14 protein-coding genes are annotated in these 17,372 nt (G+C 38.2%); 10 read left to right on the forward strand and 4 right to left on the reverse strand.

Translation table 11 applies throughout. The features are described from left to right. Positions 1-304 precede the first annotated feature (304 nt). Both ABC374_RS08930 and ABC374_RS08935 read left to right on the forward strand, forming a co-directional pair. Positions 305-676: a hypothetical protein gene (locus ABC374_RS08930; protein WP_413017123.1), complete on the forward strand. Its 372-nt coding sequence runs from the start codon at positions 305-307 to the stop codon at positions 674-676. Between the two features lie 29 nt (positions 677-705). Then, positions 706-1,974, forward strand: coding sequence for an erythromycin esterase family protein (locus tag ABC374_RS08935; protein ID WP_413017125.1), 1,269 nt, complete (start codon positions 706-708; stop codon positions 1,972-1,974). A gap of 370 nt (positions 1,975-2,344) precedes the next feature. Here the strand turns inward: ABC374_RS08935 and ABC374_RS08940 are convergent, their stop codons facing one another. Continuing rightward, on the reverse strand, positions 2,345-2,785 hold the full coding sequence (locus tag ABC374_RS08940) for a GNAT family N-acetyltransferase (protein ID WP_413017127.1): 441 nt from the start codon (positions 2,783-2,785) through the stop codon (positions 2,345-2,347). Positions 2,786-2,908: 123 nt separating this feature from the next. Here ABC374_RS08940 and ABC374_RS08945 point away from each other — a divergent pair, with 123 nt between their 5' ends. Then, the gene (locus tag ABC374_RS08945; RefSeq protein WP_413017129.1) at positions 2,909-3,361 is read left to right on the forward strand and encodes a MarR family winged helix-turn-helix transcriptional regulator; all 453 of its coding nucleotides are present in this window, start codon (positions 2,909-2,911) and stop codon (positions 3,359-3,361) included. Positions 3,362-3,466: 105 nt separating this feature from the next. Here ABC374_RS08945 and ABC374_RS08950 read toward each other — a convergent pair whose 3' ends face one another. Genes ABC374_RS08950 through ABC374_RS08960 form a run of 3 tightly spaced genes read right to left on the reverse strand, consistent with a single transcriptional unit; the run spans position 3,467 to position 7,523 of the window. Beyond that, positions 3,467-5,326 (reverse strand): ABC transporter ATP-binding protein, encoded by a 1,860-nt coding sequence (locus ABC374_RS08950; RefSeq protein WP_413017131.1) that lies wholly within the window; start codon positions 5,324-5,326, stop codon positions 3,467-3,469. Then, the gene (locus tag ABC374_RS08955) at positions 5,323-7,047 is read right to left on the reverse strand and encodes an ABC transporter ATP-binding protein (protein ID WP_413017133.1); all 1,725 of its coding nucleotides are present in this window, start codon (positions 7,045-7,047) and stop codon (positions 5,323-5,325) included. The genes ABC374_RS08950 and ABC374_RS08955 overlap by 4 nt, the downstream gene beginning before the upstream one ends. Beyond that, positions 7,044-7,523: a MarR family winged helix-turn-helix transcriptional regulator gene (locus ABC374_RS08960; protein WP_413017135.1), complete on the reverse strand. Its 480-nt coding sequence runs from the start codon at positions 7,521-7,523 to the stop codon at positions 7,044-7,046. Before ABC374_RS08960 ends, ABC374_RS08955 begins: the two co-directional genes overlap by 4 nt. A 498-nt stretch (positions 7,524-8,021) precedes the next feature. Here ABC374_RS08960 and ABC374_RS08965 point away from each other — a divergent pair, with 498 nt between their 5' ends. The 7 genes from ABC374_RS08965 (at position 8,022) to ABC374_RS08995 (ending at position 16,990) form a co-directional block, all read left to right on the forward strand. Further along, positions 8,022-9,017, forward strand: coding sequence for a thiamine pyrophosphate-dependent dehydrogenase E1 component subunit alpha (locus ABC374_RS08965; protein WP_413017137.1), 996 nt, complete (start codon positions 8,022-8,024; stop codon positions 9,015-9,017). Positions 9,018-9,029: 12 nt separating this feature from the next. Next, a complete protein-coding gene (locus ABC374_RS08970) occupies positions 9,030-10,013 on the forward strand; it encodes an alpha-ketoacid dehydrogenase subunit beta (protein ID WP_350302350.1) in 984 nt (327 codons plus the stop codon). A gap of 278 nt (positions 10,014-10,291) precedes the next feature. After that, complete coding sequence (locus ABC374_RS08975) at positions 10,292-11,662, forward strand: sigma-54 interaction domain-containing protein (RefSeq protein ID WP_413017139.1); 1,371 nt, start codon at positions 10,292-10,294, stop codon at positions 11,660-11,662. A gap of 441 nt (positions 11,663-12,103) precedes the next feature. Further along, positions 12,104-13,657 (forward strand): acyl-CoA synthetase, encoded by a 1,554-nt coding sequence (locus ABC374_RS08980; protein WP_413017141.1) that lies wholly within the window; start codon positions 12,104-12,106, stop codon positions 13,655-13,657. 177 nt (positions 13,658-13,834) lie between these two features. Next, positions 13,835-14,629 carry an enoyl-CoA hydratase/isomerase family protein gene (locus tag ABC374_RS08985; RefSeq protein ID WP_413017143.1) on the forward strand — a complete coding sequence of 265 codons (795 nt, stop codon included), beginning with the start codon at positions 13,835-13,837 and terminating at the stop codon, positions 14,627-14,629. Positions 14,630-14,882: 253 nt separating this feature from the next. Further along, positions 14,883-16,349 (forward strand): GntP family permease, encoded by a 1,467-nt coding sequence (locus ABC374_RS08990; protein WP_413017145.1) that lies wholly within the window; start codon positions 14,883-14,885, stop codon positions 16,347-16,349. A 197-nt stretch (positions 16,350-16,546) separates the two neighbouring features. After that, positions 16,547-16,990 (forward strand): MaoC/PaaZ C-terminal domain-containing protein, encoded by a 444-nt coding sequence (locus ABC374_RS08995; RefSeq protein ID WP_413017147.1) that lies wholly within the window; start codon positions 16,547-16,549, stop codon positions 16,988-16,990. Positions 16,991-17,372 lie beyond the last annotated feature (382 nt).

A 17,372-nucleotide genomic window follows, 5' to 3' on the forward strand; every position in this document is an offset into this window, starting at 1 on the left:
CTCCACTCCGCTCCAGACCAGTCCAACCCAATCCAGGATTTTATCTTCACTCTTTTGATACCCCAATAATAATTTTTATATGCAGCAGTTCCATGATTATCGGCATTTAATAACAGCCTGCTTAATGCAACATAATGATACTTTTTGCTGTGTCGTGTTCAGTGCAAGCTTAATTTCCGATCTAGGTGTTCTGGCATGCTTTTTTCGGTGAAGGTCACCATTTTATAATAATATTTATAGGATGGGTCACTTAAGGAAAATATATAACTGAAGATTAATTAACAGGTGTTAAGGTGGCAATGGGATGAACAAGATCAAGGATATGAATCCGGAAGAGTTAAAAAAGATCATGAAGGTAACCGAGCGAATGTCTTTTACCAAAAATTTCAGGTCTGCTACTGCTGAAGAATGGTTTGTTTTCATTCCCGGCTTTAATGATCCAGTTACTGGAGGAGCTGCTGGGAAGGCTATCGTTCACTACAATCTATATGGAAACAAAGATATGTTCATTAACACGACGGTCATTCTGGATGACCCTGTTTTATTTGAGATGGAAAACTTTCAGCTGGTTTACTCTATTTGTGATGAACTTATAAATCGTCTAGTGGGATACGCTGATACTTTACTGTCCGTACACGCAGGTTCAAATTCTTACAATGCTGAGTATAAACGATAATGTTCGTAAGAGAACAAGGAGGAAAAACAGTGCATCATAATCTGGTTCAGTCAATAATCGAACAATCAGTCATGCTTACAAGTGAAGCAGATTGGGATAAGCTCGTTCAACAAGTCAATAATTCCAAATTTGTTTTGCTGGGTGAGGCATCACATGGGACATCCGAGTTTTACACGGCCCGAGTTGAAATAACAAAAAAGCTGATTCAAGAAAAAGGGTTCACCTTTGTAGCCGTTGAAGGCGATTGGCCCGCATGCCAGGCAATCAATAGGTATGTAAAAGGCTATGACCTAGTGACTAAATCCGCAAAGGATGTGCTAAAAAGTTTTGACCGCTGGCCGACATGGATGTGGGCAAACGAGGAAATGATCGACCTGATTGAATGGATGAAAGAATACAATGAGTCCGGACAAAATCAAACGAAAGTTGGATTTTATGGGATAGATATCTATAGTCTTTGGGAATCCATGGATGAAGTCATCCATTACTTAAAACAAATTGATTCACCTGACCTCGAGGCTGCCAGACAGGCATTCACATGTTTTGAGCCATTCAATCGGAATAATGAGGAGTACGCAGTTTCCGCAGGCATTTTTTCAGAGAACTGTATAGAGGAGGTTGCCAAATTACTGACGACTATTCAACGAAAAAAAGAAAAATATCCTCATCATGAAGAATTGAATTTGAACCTTCAAGTGAATGCACTGGTAGCGTATAATGCAGAAAATTATTACAGGACGATGGTGGTTCATGATGATAAATCATGGAATATTCGTGATATGCATATGGTGGATGCACTAAATGAAATTATGGATTTTTACGGTTCTGAAGGCAAGGCGATTGTATGGGAACATAATACTCATGTTGGCGATGCCAGCGCTACAGATATGAGAGATTCCGGGATGATTAACGTCGGCCAGGTCATTCGTGAACAAAACCCAACTGAAGATGTATTTATCACTGGTTTCGGAACCTATAGCGGAACTGTTATTGCAGCAGATGAATGGGGCATGGATTTTGAAATAAAAACAGTACCCCCGGCTATGAATGGAAGTTGGGAGGAGGCTATGCACCTTTCAGGCGCGTATGATAAGTTGCTCATTTTCACCGATGAAAATCGTCAGCTATTCCAAGATAAAATTGGACATCGGGCTATCGGGGTTGTATACCGACCGGAATATGAACAATACGGAAACTATGTACCTTCTGTAATGTCAGATAGATATGATGCTTTTGTTTACATTGATGAAACTCAGGCCCTTCACCCGCTTGTTCATGAAAAAGCACCCGTAATGTAATAAAAAGACGAAGCCGTTTATGTTATAAACGGCTTCGTCTTTTTGTTCGTGTATATCTCTCATGAAATGGAAAATATACTGACCAAAGACTGTGATGGTCGCGTAGATTTTGAGGTTAAATGTAAATCCGAAACTTGTAAACCAAACTTTCCTTTTACTTAGAAGAGTCAGAAAAGTGTGGGATAAGGGGCACTTTTTATGTGTTTCCCTTATCCGGAATATAGTTCACAATACAAAGTTAGTAGACTAATCATTCTGTTCTTTGCCTTTTAAAAGAGAATTGTCTGCTTGGATGGTTAAAGAACAACCTGGTGTTAATAGTATGATCCCCATCAAAGGTTAGTTTTTGTTTAACTCACATTTAACACACTTATTCGTTAACTAATTCCTTTATCATTAAAAGATGTGGTCCGCCATCTTCCATAAAGACATCGGATGAAGTCTGATAGCCGAGTTTTTTATAAAAACCCTCTGCCTGTGTTTGCCCATGTAATTTCACCTGGGATATTTCCTTTTTCTTTGCGATTTCTTCCAACGTTTTAATTATTATTTTTCCAAGACCAAACTTACGGTAAGGCTCTAAGATGCAAATTCTCTCCAATTTTCCTAAACCATCAACAACTCTTAACCTACCAGTTCCGACTGGTTTTTCATTATAATAGACTAATATGTGTTCAGATAAAGCATTAAGTGTATCGTATTCATCAAATTCACTTTCTAAAGGGAAGCCTTGTTCCTCGACAAATACTTCTTTTCTGATTTGAAAGGCTACTTTTAAATCACTTTCTGTAGTTATTCTCTTTGATTCCAATGTTCTTCATCCCTTTTCTAGATTTATTCAGTAAGACAAGTCATAATATATGTATAACTTTTTTATAGTATATACGAAATTAATTTTGTTGTAAATACAACAAAAAAGTCAGGGGCTTTTTGAATGAAGGAAATACTTCGTGAAATTGGAATGATAGCAAGGGCATTGGACTCTATAAGTAATATCGAATTTAAAGAATTTGATCTAACAAAAGGGCAGTATTTGTATCTTGTTCGAATATGTGAAAATCCAGGAATCATTCAGGAAAAGTTAGCAGAGATGATAAAGGTTGACCGGACGACAGCAGCTCGGGCTATTAAAAAACTTGAAATTCAAGGTTTTATTGAAAAGAAAAATGATGAGGAAAACAAAAAAATAAAAAAGCTATATGCAACCGATAAAGGTGAAAAGGTCTATCCTTTTTTGAAAAAAGAAGGAGAGTATACTGACAAGGTTGCGTTATCTGGATTTTCTATGGAAGAAACGGAAACGATGCATCATCTTCTTCAAAGGGTCAGAAAAAATATTGAGGTAGATTGGGAATTTGTGAAAAAGGGAAATAAAAGGGGGTATTGATACATATATTTTATAAGTTATTACAGATTCATGAATGTAATGGTATTGGATAAGAATTTTATAAAAAGAGGCTCGATTCCGATTGGAAATTGAGCCTCTTTCTTATTATCCAGCTACATTTTCAGTGAACTGACTATTGTACAGCTCTGCATAGAAACCATTCTCCCTTAAAAGGTCTGAATGCGTTCCCTTCTCTATCACTTTTCCTTGATCCATAACAAGAATCAAATCTGCATCCTTAATTGTTGAGAGACGATGGGCAATGACAAAGCTGGTTCGTCCTTCCATCAGTCGGTTCATGGCCTTTTGGATAAAGACTTCTGTCCGAGTGTCCACACTAGACGTCGCTTCATCCAATATCATGATTGGTGGATCTGCTAGAACCGCTCGGGCGATTGTCAAAAGCTGCTTTTGGCCTTGTGAGATGTTTGAAGCTTCTTCGTTTAAGATGGTCTCATAACCATCTGGCAGTGTCCGAATGAAATGGTCGGCATGTGCCGTTCGAGCAGCTGCAAAAATTTCTTCATCAGTTGCTCCATTTTTGCCATAAGCGATATTTTCTTTAATCGTACCATTAAAGAGCCAGGTATCTTGAAGTACCATACCAAAATTCTTTCGAAGATCATTCCGTGACATATTCCGTGTATCAAGACCATCAATATTAATCTTTCCGCCATTGAGTTCATAAAATCTCATCAAGAGATTTATCATAGTTGTTTTTCCAGCACCAGTCGGTCCAACAATTGCGACCGTCTGTCCAGGCAAGACATCGATGTTCATATCTTCAATTAGCATTTCTTCCCCATATCCAAAGTCCACATGTTCAAAAGAGACAGCACCTTTTGCCCTTTTTATATTAGCTGTTGTTTGTTCTTTCATTTCCTCTTCTTCATCAAGTAGTTCAAAAACACGCTCAGCGGCTGCAACCGTTGACTGAATAATGTTAGCGATGTTAGCCGTTTGTGTGATTGGCTGGGTGAACTGCTTTGAATATGTGATGAATGCTTGAATATCACCAATTGAAATCGAACGTTGCGTTACCAATATTCCGCCGACAACGCTGATGAGGACATAGCTTAAATTTCCGATAAAGAACATTATGGGCATGATGATACCCGATATAAACTGGGCTTTGCTTCCCGCTTTATACAATTCTTCATTAACCGCAGTAAACTGGGCACTCGCCTTTTTTTCATGTCCGAATGCTTTAACGACCTGATGGCCGGTATACATCTCTTCAATGTGTCCATTTAATTGTCCGAGCTTACGCTGTTGATCTGCAAAATATTTTTGGGATCTTTTTAAAATAGGCCGGATTGCAAATATTGACAAAGGTAAGCTGACTATCGAGATTAATGTCAATAACGGGCTTATCGAAAGCATCATGATGATAATCCCCAAAATCGTTACGATTGATGTGATGAACTGCGTTAAGCTTTGCTGAAGGGTGCTCCCGATTGTATCAATATCATTTGTCATTCGGCTAAGTGTTTCTCCGTTTGGACGTCCTTCAAAATATTTGAGTGGAAGTTTCTCGAGCTTTTCGTTCACATCTTGTCGAAGATCATATACCGTATCTTGAGCAACACTTGACATAATGTATTGTTGTACATAGTTGAAAAGGCTGCTTAAAGCATAAAGTCCGGCAAGGAGTAGAAGGATCTGGCCAATTTTATCAAAGTTAATAGCTGCTCCTGGTATACCCTGGAGTTTCCCGTATGCTCCTTCGAATAATTCTGTAATTGCATTTCCCATGATTTTCGGTCCAACAATCATAAAAATCGTACTCATGATTGCAGCGAAGAACACGGAAATCAATTTGTTGCGCCGAGGTTTTAAATAGGTCAAGAGACGTTTTAGTGTTCCTTTAAAATCTTTTGCTTTTTGACCCATCATCATCATGTTACCGCCACCAGGGCCATGCCCAACCTGACCGCCGCCTTGAGGTTTTTTTTGATTACTCATGCAATTTCCTCCTCTGTGAGCTGTGATAAGGCGATTTCACAGTAAATGTCGTTTGTACTAAGCAACTCTTGGTGTGATCCCATACCTACAATTTTGCCTTCGTCTAATACAATGATTCGGTCTGCGTCCACGACTGTACTGACACGCTGTGCAACGAGTAGTACCGTCGAATTTTTCGTTTCATCCTTCAGGGCTGCACGAAGGTTGGCATCCGTCTTGAAGTCAAGTGCAGAAAAACTATCGTCGAATATATAAATATCGGGTTTCCGAATGAGTGCCCGTGCAATCGAAAGCCGTTGTTTTTGCCCTCCCGATAGGTTTGAACCGCCTTGTTCGATTTCTGCCTCATAGCCGTCTTTCATGTTGCTGATAAAATCTTCCGCTTGCGCGATCCGAGCCGCATGCTCAACTTCATCTTGTGTGGCTGTTTGTTTTCCAAAGCGAATGTTTTCAGCGATAGTACCTGTAAAGAGGACGGCCTTTTGTGGTACAAAGCCAATCTTTGAACGAACTTCATCTTGTGATGAATTACGAATATCAACACCATTGACGCGAATCGTTCCACTTGAAATATCATAGAAGCGAGGTATCAAATTGACGAGCGTCGTTTTCCCTGAACCTGTTCCACCGATTATTGCGGTGATTTCACCAGGACTTGCAGAAAAACTAATATCCGATAATGCATGTTCTTCTGCTCCTGGGTAACTGAACGTCACATGTTCAAATTCAAGTGTACCGTGCTCACGATCTGCCTTTTCTGTCCCCTTATCCAGGAATGAAGGTTTCATGTCAAGGACTTCGTTTATCCTTGTTGCCGACACGGCTGCTCGTGGAACCATAACGAACATCATGGATGCCATAACGAGAGCGAACATAATTTGCATAACATATTGGATAAATGCCATTAAATCCCCGATCTGCATACCGCCATTATCAATACGAACTCCACCAAACCAAATGATACCAACAACCGTCAAGTTCATGACAAGCATCATTACAGGCATCATGAAGGCCATGATTTTATTGACTCTGATTGACACATCCGTCAATTCTTTATTCGCTTTCTTAAGACGTTCTTTCTCTTGTGTTTCACGATTGAAGGCACGAATGACGCGAATACCAGTTAAATTTTCTCGCAATACAAGGTTCAACCGGTCTAATCGTTTTTGCACCGTTTGAAAGAGAGGCACACCTTTATATAGAATAAGCAAGATCGACCCAATCAATAAAGGCATTGTGACAACAATGACAAGGGATAATTTTGCATCCATGGATACAGCCATGATTACTCCGCCGATTAACATGATGGGTGCACTGATAACCATACGAAGCATCATGATAACCACTTGCTGGACTTGTGTTATATCATTGGTCGTCCTTGTAATCAATGATGCCGTACCGACTTCATCAAATTCTTGTAACGAAAATTTTTCAACATGATTAAAGACTCTCAGGCGGAGATCGCGTCCCATCCCCATTGCCGCTTTGGACGAATAGTAGCTTGCGATTATGGATGCACAAGCGCCAAGTGCGGAAACCAACAGCATCAAACCACCGATTTTCCAAATATAAGGAGTGTCTCCTTGAACGACGCCTTTGTCAATAATATCGGCCATTAGTGTAGGCAGAAAGAGATCGGACATGGACTGAATAAAAACCAGACCGATAACTGCTGAAATAATCCACTTATAAAAGGATAAATTTTTCAGTATTTTTATCATTTTGTACACTCTCCCTGTTCGGTTGCTTGTGCTTCTAAAAAGTTTGTAATTTGAAGATGTGTTTCTAGCAACTCTTCAAACTGTTCTTCTGAAAGCATTTCAATGGCTGTTTGAAAGACTTGGTGAATGCTTCCTTCGTGAAAATGAATCGTTTTTAATAAATCCTTCCCCTGATCTGTGATTGACAACTGAATCTCACGCCGATTGCCCTCCACATGCTCACGATGGAGCATGCCTGCGCGAACGAGACCATCGACCGCTTGGCTCAAGGTGCTTTTTGGAAGAAATGTTTTCTCCCCGACATTTTTTTGAGTGGTCTCTTTGTAAAGGGTAATGGTCATCAAAATGGAATATTGAGGAACTGTTAATCCATTTTCTGCGGCAGTCTTTTGAACGAACCGCATAATATTTTTCTGCACGTTCCAAAATGAACGCAATAGTTGTACGGAACGCATTAATTGTTTTTCATTCTCCACTCAACTTCACCATTCTTTCTGTTTTGAACTGTTCCATTACGAACATTTAATTTTATGAATCATTTTAATTTACAGCTATATATCCGCTTAGTCAACAAAAAAATAACTTCAACACCCCAGTGTTTAGTCTTTGGTGCATGTATGGAAATGAGTTTTCAAGTCAGGCAAGGCTTTCGCATGAAAACAACCCATACAAAGTGAAATTAACTTGAAAATGGGAGATGAAAAGTGGTAGGATAATATTGCATTGAGTTAGTACCAGGTAATAATACTAGATGATAACGCATGGGTTTTAAATGGCAAGCATGCATACATAAAAGAGCTTTTTCTTCCTTAGATACAAAAGAGGATTTAAGTTTGCTAGAAAAACAAACATCTAATAAGAAAGGTTAGTAATTTGTGATACAGATACCCATTTTTAAATTTGGGTGCCAGCATGAGCAAAATATTCTGGTTTTAACAGGGAAAAGGTTTAATTATTAGGAGGGATGATGACATATGGTTGAAAACCGCCATCTACAGGCAGGTCTTAGTGATGAGCAGGTGCTTGAGATGTATAGAATTATGTTGTTGGCAAGACGAATTGATGAACGGATGTGGCTGTTGAACAGATCTGGAAAAATTCCATTTGTCGTTTCTTGTCAAGGGCAAGAAGCAGCACAAGTGGGTGCAGCATTTGCATTGAACCGTGAAAAGGATTATGTACTTCCTTATTATCGGGATCTCGGAGTGGTGCTCGCGTTTGGGATGACCGCCAGGGATTTAATGTTATCCAGTTTTGCCAAAGCAGAAGATCCTAATTCAGGCGGGCGTCAAATGCCTGGGCATTTTGGGCAAAAAAAGAATCGCATCGTGACGGGATCTTCGCCAGTTACCACTCAAGTGCCACATGCAGTGGGGATTGCACTCGCTGCGAAAATGGAAGGAAATGATATTGTTTCATTCGTTACATTCGGAGAGGGTTCATCAAACCAAGGTGATTTCCATGAAGGAGCGAATTTTGCAGGTGTACATAAACTTCCGGTCATCTTGATGTGCGAAAATAATCAGTATGCCATTTCCGTCCCGATTGAAAAGCAATTGGCTTGCAAGAAAGTGTCCGACAGGGCCATTGGTTATGGCATGCCAGGGGTGACGGTTGATGGAAATGATCCAATCGAAGTATACCGGGTGGTAAAAGAAGCTGCTGAGAGAGGAAGGCGCGGTGAAGGCCCAAGCTTAATCGAAACGGTTTCTTACAGGCTTACACCACACTCAAGCGATGATGATGATAGTCAATACAGGTCGCCTGATGAAGTATCGGAGGCAAAAAAAATAGATTCGATCATTACTTTTGGCGCCTATTTAAAAGCGGCAGGAATAATGGATGATCTCATGGAGAAACAAATGAACGAGGAAATAATGGAAGTTGTGAACGAAGCGACGGATTATGCGGAAAATGCTCCATTTGCAAATGAAGACACGCTCACAAAATACGTTTACGCAGAAAGGTAAGGAGGAAAAAAGATGGCAGTGATATCTTATATAGATGCCGTGATAATGGCGATGCGGGAAGAAATGGAACGTGATTCCCGAGTATTTGTCTTAGGTGAGGACGTAGGCGTAAAAGGCGGCGTTTTTAAAGCGACTTCAGGGTTATACGAACAATTCGGGGAGCAGCGTGTTATTGATACACCGCTTGCTGAATCCGCAATCGCAGGAGTTGGCATCGGCGCGGCCATGTATGGAATGAGGCCGATTGCGGAAATGCAATTCGCTGATTTTATCATGCCTGCAATCAACCAAATCATTTCGGAAGCTGCAAAAATCCGTTATCGCTCCAATAATGACTGGCACTGCCCTATCGTCATCAGAGCTCCATACGGTGGGGGCGTACATGGGGCGTTATACCATTCACAATCCGTTGAAGCCATTTTTGCCAATCAACCGGGACTTAAAATTGTCATGCCCTCTACACCCTATGACGTGAAAGGGTTATTGAAAGCAGCCATTCGCGATGATGACCCGGTCCTCTTCTTTGAACATAAACGAGCCTATCGCCTAATTAAAGAAGAAGTGCCGAATGATGATTATGTTTTACCCATTGGTAAAGCGGATGTAAAACGTGAAGGCGAGGACGTTACAGTGATTACTTACGGACTTTGTGTTCATTTTGCGCTTCAGGCAGCTGAAAAGCTGGCCAGTGATGGCATATCTGTTCATATACTTGATTTACGAACCGTTTATCCATTAGATCAAGAAGCCATTATGGAAGCTGCATCTAAAACCGGAAAAGTCCTATTGATTACTGAAGATAATAAGGAAGGGAGCATCATAAGTGAAGTATCGGCGATCATTGCAGAAAACTGCCTCTTCGATCTCGATGCCCCAATCATGAGACTCGCGGGTCCGGATGTTCCAGCAATGCCATATTCACCATCATTAGAGAAATCATTCATGGTGAATCCAGAAAAAGTGGAAAAGGCACTGCGTGACCTGGCTGCCTATTAGATGATCTGCATGGAGGAACAAACCTTGCGCATCCGTTTAAATTGTTGTTTATATTGGGAATGATCTTAAAAATGATAAGTCTAGCAACTATAAAAAAGGTTGCCAGGCTTTTTTTTTTGCGCTGAATAAATCATCTATAGTGAAAAAATAATCCGTTGGATTACGTTAGGGGGGGCATTTAAAACTCAGTGATTTTTGGGGAATTTTCACTTCGTAAATATATATTGAATAAAATGCGTGGTATTATATGGTAAAGCATTCTAGGTAAAGGAGAACTAATGATGAATACTGGACAATTATTCAATAATAAACTATTAGATATGGTGTTTGAAAGTACATATTATGGAATTGTAATTGTCGATAGTCACGCAAAAATTCAATATATTAGCAATAAATATTGTGAATTTTTAAATGTTGAACGCAGTACAGTGATTGGTGAACATGTGACGAATATAATTGAAAATACAAGGCTACACCTAGTAGTGCAAATAGGTAAATCGGAAATCGCTGATATACATTTTCTTCGTGGTGATTTTGTTATCGCTAATCGCATTCCTATAATCGAGAATAAGGAAATAATTGGTGCGATTGGGACAATAATGTTTCGTGATCTTGATGACTGGAACAAAATGAATAGCCACATTAAGGAGATACTGACAAAACATAATTTTTACAAAAATGAAAGAGATGTTACAAATGGAGTAAAGTATTCCTTACACAATTTAATTGGAAATTCACAAGAAATACAACAGTTAAAAGAACGGGTGAAAAGGGTTGCTAGAGGTGATATCTCTGTACTAATTAGAGGAGAAAGTGGTACAGGCAAGGAAATAATAGCACATAGCATTCATCAGTTAAGTGGGAGAAGTGACAAACCACTTGTGAAAATAAATTGTACTTCAATTCCGGAACACTTGTTAGAATCTGAACTTTTCGGTTATGAAGAAGGTGCCTTTACAGGGGCAAACAAGGGAGGGAAAATAGGAAAGTTTCAATTTGCTGATGGTGGAACGGTTTTCCTTGACGAAATTGGTGATATGCCTCAGCATATGCAAGTCAAGTTATTAAGGGTTCTTCAGGAAAAGGAATTTGAGCCTGTAGGTTCGCTTTATCCAAAAAAACTAAATGTTCGAGTGATTGCTGCAACAAATCGCCCTTTAGAAAAATTGGTGGAAGAAAAGCTATTTCGTGAAGACCTATTTTATAGAATTAATGCTGTCCAATTATTTGTTCCTCCTTTAAGAGATAGAATTGAAGATATCCCTGTACTTGTTGATTATTTTTTAAAAAAAGTCACAGCTCGAATAGGAAAACGAGTAACTTCTGTACATCCTGAGGTGCTTTCAGTAATAGAGCAATATAACTGGCCAGGGAATATCAGAGAACTAGAGAATGTGATTGATGCAGGTGTTCACCTATCAAATGACGAAGTAATCGGAAAAGATGCTTTACCTGATTATCTAAAACGTCATAACGTTAAAATGAAAGAAGAAAGTTTAAAGGATATTGTGGAGGAAACAGAAAAGAAGGCAATCGAAAGAGCGTTAGGAAGGTTTAAGTTTGATAAAAAACGGGTTGCGGAAACTCTTGGAATAGGGAATTCTACCCTTTACGATAAAATAAAAAAATATCGGATTTCTGACCAATAAAAATTAATCCGGGATTTCAGAATTCATTCCGAAATCCCGGATTAATATTTTAATTTCCATATTAGTGTAGGTAAAGTTCACATTAAAGGAGAAAAAGACTATAGAACAGCTCTAATTTTTATTTAAATTATGAAAATTAATGAATAAAAAATCAACTGATCTAAATTCAGTTGATTTTTTTTAATTCTTTTCTGAAAAATCAGAAAATAATTAATTGAATATTCCTCGATAATTAGAAAAAGTAAGTCAGTATAGGGGGTTTACGTGTTGGAATGAATCTTGCATTCAAATTTGATGAAAGGAGGTAAAGGAATCGATAAAGTCGAGTGGTCAATTTAATGGCATTTAAGAGGCCCTTGTTTAGTAAGAATTACTTTGAACAAATTTATCGCTTCGAGATCTGTAATTTGAATCTGCTTACATTGAAAAGGAGGAATTTCATTGGATGTCGGTTTTATAACAAGAAAAATGGCAAATGATTTAAATAATATAAATCCTAGAAAAATAGCAATAAAAGAAGAAGTAGGAAAGTCAATGACTTACATGGATCTCCACCATATATCAAATGCGTATGCAAACAAGCTTTACGAATTAGGAGTTCGAAAAGGGGATCGTGTCGGTATATTACTTTACAACTGTCTCGAATATTTTAGTCTATATTTTGCCATTGCGAAAATCGGCGCAATTGCCGTTCGACTTAATTTTAGGCTATCAAGTGCTGAGCTTAAGTATGCATTAAATGATTCACAGACAAAAATATTGTGCTTTCATTCGAACTTAGCCAATCAGCTGGAATCAGTTTGTAATCATGTTCCTGTTGAGCGTTATTTTTGTCTTCCTCATAGAAATGGCTCAACCCCAGGTTGGTCTGAGTCATGGAGTGTTTTAGAAAGTGGTTCGGTAGATGAGGTCAAAGTCGATAACATCAAATTAAACGATCCGGTCATGCTGATGTACACATCAGGCACAACGGGAAGACCTAAAGGTGCGATTTGGACTCATGATACAACTTTCTGGTTTTCTACGATACAAGCGCTGAAATGGAAATTTACAGGGAGAGAAGTTGCGATGACGACAGGACCACTATACCATGTTGGAGCGATGGAAGATATCGCACTTCCTATTCTCATGATGGGTGGAAGCGTAATAATTACAAAAAGCCAAGAATTCGAGATTGGAAGAATTCTTTCCGTTATTGAACAGGAAAATGTGACCGATGCTTTTTTATTCCCTTTTATGATTTATGAAATGCTAAATTTACCTGAAATTAAAGAGTATCAGCTAAATTCTTTAAAAACCATTTATACAGGTGGTGATCCGCTAATGCCATGGGCATTAGAACAATTAAAAAAGAGGTTTCCTCAAATTGGAGTTGTTCAAGTTTACGGGTTAACTGAAGGACAACCAATTGCGGCTTCGCTTGAACCACAGGATGCTTTTACAAAAGGCCATACCGTTGGAAAGCCGATGCCACTTACAGAAATTAATATTATTGATGAGGATGGAACGCCCTTGCCTGTTGGTGAAATTGGTGAAATCGCTATTAAAAGTCCAGCGGTTTCTGAGGGGTATTGGAGGAAACCTGATGCCACAATGGAAACATTTGTGAATGGTTGGTGTAAAACAGGAGACATGGGAAAATTCGATCATGATGGGTATCTATCAATTGCAGGCAGAAAAAAAGATATGATTCGAAGCGGTGGTGAAAACATATACTCAGCGGAAATTGAAGATGTCTTATATCGCCATGAGGAAGTGAAGGAAGTTTCTATAATTGGTATTCCTGATCCGAAATACATTGAGGCTGTATGTGCTGTTATTGTCAAAAAAGAAGGGGCCAAACTTACGGAAGAAGATGTTGTTAATTACTGTAAGGAACATCTTGCTAGCTACAAAAAACCTAGAAAGGTTACATTTGTTGATGAAATTCCACGTACCCCATCCGGTAAGGTTCAAAAGTTTATTCTTCGAAAACAGTTTAGTGGTAAGGAATAAATAAGGAATTTCCAAAAAGTTAAAAGTTTATAAATACATTATTTCAATTTTTAAAAAAATGCACATAACCACTATGGATTTTATCAAGATATCTGTGTTTACCCACTGATGCACGTTTTCAACAATGCAAGAATATTTGGAACCCACAAGTACACTTAAGGTTGAGGAGGAAAGCCGATGAAGAATAAAAATCAAGTTGTTTCATGGTCAAAACAGGGGAATATTGCAATGATTATTATTGATAATCCACCTGTTAATGTACTAAGCGCAGATGTTATAGAACAATTGAATCTTGTGGTGGATGAAATTGAAAGCGATTACAAGGTTAAGGTCATTATCCTTACAGGTGAGGGCGAAAGAGCTTTTGTTGCTGGTGGAGATATTAAAGAATTTCCAGGATGGATAGGAAAAGGAGTCGAAGAAGGAAAGGGGAAATCACTTTGGCTTCAGGAACCACTTAATAAAATTGAACGTCTATCACGTCCAACCATTGCTGCAATCAACGGATTAGCATTAGGTGGAGGATGTGAACTTGCCTTAAGTTGTGACATTCGAATTGCGGAGGAACAAATTAGGATTGGACTTCCTGAAATTAAATTGGGATTGTTTCCAGGGGCAGGGGGAACTCAAAGACTTCCTAGACTGATAGGTAAGGCAAAAGCAAAAGAATTGATCTTTACTGGTGAGCCACTGAATGCAGAAGAGGCCAAACAAATAGGCCTTGTTAATCATGTGGTGCCAAAGGGCGAATCCATAAATAAAGCAATGGAAATCGCAAAATGTATTTGCAATTATTCTTTACAATCTTTAACTTTTGCAAAGCATTCTATTGATTATGGCTATGAACAAACACTTGAAGATGGACTCGTGATTGAAGCTGAAAATTTTGGTCATGTTTTTCAGACGAAGGATGTTAAGGAAGGCGTTGAAGCCTTTATTAATAAAAGAGAGCCGAACTTCGTTGATCAGTAATCCTGCATGACAAAACCAGAGTCAAGTCCAATTTTTGAAAAAAGAAGATTTTGCAGTTACTATTTTTGTTAATAAACTAAATAGATAAAGTTATTTTAAAAAACAATAAATCTATTCGGGAAATTAATTAATGTTCTTTACTTTATGTTCACTAGAAAAGTGGACTATGATGCGCAAGAAGTCTTGGGGCAATGCATTCAAACCAGCAACAAATGATAACATATTATATTTTGAGAAAAAGGGGGAATTCAATATGGATGTAATGATAATTATTATTTCACTAGGATTACTTATGTTTCTAGCATATAGAGGATTTTCTGTTATTCTTTTTGCACCATTGTGCGCTTTGTTTGCTGTATTTTTAACGGATCCTGGACATGTTTTACCTTTCTTCTCTAATATATTTATGGTTAAGTTGGTTGAGTTTGTTAAATTATATTTCCCGGTTTTTCTACTAGGTGCTATTTTTGGGAAATTGGTTGAAATAAGTGGAGTTGCAAAGAGCATAGCTAAAATTATTGTCCGTTTTATCGGGGCTAAACAAGCCATTCTAGCCATTGTGATAATGGGCGCAATCCTGACATATAGCGGAGTTAGTTTGTTTGTTGCAGTGTTTGCCATCTATCCATTTGCTGCTCAGCTGTTTCGCGAAGCTAATATTCCAAAGCGTTTAATTCCTGCGACAATTGCAGTTAGTGCTTTTACCTTTTCAATGGATTCACTTCCAGGGTCTCCCCAAATTCAGAATGTCATTCCAACGGGATTCTTTAAAACTGACATCTATGCTGCACCGACATTGGGGATTATTGGGGCAATATTTATCATTTCCTTGAGCCTTTTATATTTAAATCATTGTCGACATAAGGCAGCTAGAAATGGTGAAGGGTATTTTGGAATTGGGGATAAAGCTATTGATAAGGAAGCTGCTGAAGCAGAAATGGCAGCTAGTTCTGCTTTATCGGTGGAAACGACTAATAAGTTGGGAATGGATTCTGAAAAAGCTATAAGAAGAAAAGACTGGCTTGCTTTTATTCCGTTGGTGTTAGTTGGAGTAATGAATAAGTTTTTTACTGAGTCGTTTCCTCTTTGGTATGCCAAAGGATTTGATTTTGCTGCAATTGGGTTAAAAGATTATGGAAATGTTGATATGTCTAAAGTTATTGGTGTTTGGTCTGTAGAGATGGCTCTTATTCTCGGAATAATAGCAACCGTCTTATTAAACTTAAAAGCTGTCAAATTAAAATTCAATTCGAGTATTAATATAGGGATTAGTGGGGCATTGCTTGCAACCATGAATACGGCAACCGAATATGGTTTTGGGGGTGTGATTGCAGCTTTACCCGGCTTTACTGTGATACAAGACTACCTTACTGGTATGTTTTCGAATCCTTTAATTAATGGGGCGATCATGACAAATGTTTTGTGCGGCATTACTGGTTCTGGATCTGGTGGGATGAGCATTACGTTGAGCCTAATGGCGGATACGTATATACAAACAGCTGCTCATTTTGACATTCCGTTGGAAGTTTTACATCGTGTCATTGCTATGTCAGCAGGTGGATTTGATACTTTGCCACATAATGGAGCAATAATAACTCTTCTTGCTGTTACGGGACTCACTCATCGCCAGGCATATAAAGACATTTTTGTTATTACCATTATAAAGACACTTGCTGTATTCTTTGTAATTGGTATATTCAGCTTGTTTGCCATCGTTTAAATATTTGCCGGTGAGCATTGGAAAATAATTTTCGATTTCTAGCTTTAAACGCTATTTACATCAAATAGTATGTCTTCGAAAAGCATTTTTTATAGTTGTTGATTTTAAAAACTATCACTAAATTATATATTCTATAGTATTTAGTATCTGAATTTTCCGCCTGCTAATTTAACCCGAAGTAGAAGGAGATTGGAATAATGTTTAATAAATATTTCCATCAATATGAAATCGGAGAAACATGGGTGTCGAAAGGACGTACTATAACCGAAGCAGATCTAGTAATGTTTTCTGCATTTAGCGGTGACTGGTTTCCTCTCCATACTGATAAGGAGTATGCAGCAAATACACAATTTAAGCAAAGGATAGCCCACGGAATGCTTATACTATCTGCTGCAACCGGCTTATTTCAATTTGAACCAGGAATCGTCGTTGCATTTTATGGTTTGGAGAAAGTACGATTTACAAGCCCTACTTTTATTGGGGACACGATACATGTAGAATTAAAGGTGATTGATCTTTTTGAAAAGGGCTATCAAGGTGTTGTAACAGTCATCCAAGAAATAAAAAAACAAAATGGAGAAACTGTAGCCATCGCCAATATGAAAATAATGGTCAATTCTGATGCCGATGTAAAAATATAATATTCACTTGATTTATTAGGCGACAAACGTAAATATTTGAGCAGATAAAACGTACTTATTACTAATATCAACATCAAATTAGCTTATGGGTATAAGAGAAAATTCTAAGTAAAAGGTATTATCCCAAACTTTAGCACAGAAATTTAAACGGGCGGTAGGCTGAAGAAACGAAATAACAAGCTGCGTTTTTTACTTCATTTTTGATGAAGGCAAGCCTGCACACTGGCTTGCCTTCTTTAATGAACTCAAGCCACTTTAGTTTTTTTAGACATCTTTATCTTGCCTTTATAGGGTTTTGTTTCGATTTTGGTTGAAAAAAATTTCAAGTTCATCTTATATAGCAAGATTTTATATGAAATCCCTAACAATGTTTGTCATAATA

The sequence above is a fragment of the Peribacillus phoenicis genome (genome assembly GCF_047238085.1).
Classification (GTDB): domain Bacteria; phylum Bacillota; class Bacilli; order Bacillales; family DSM-1321; genus Peribacillus.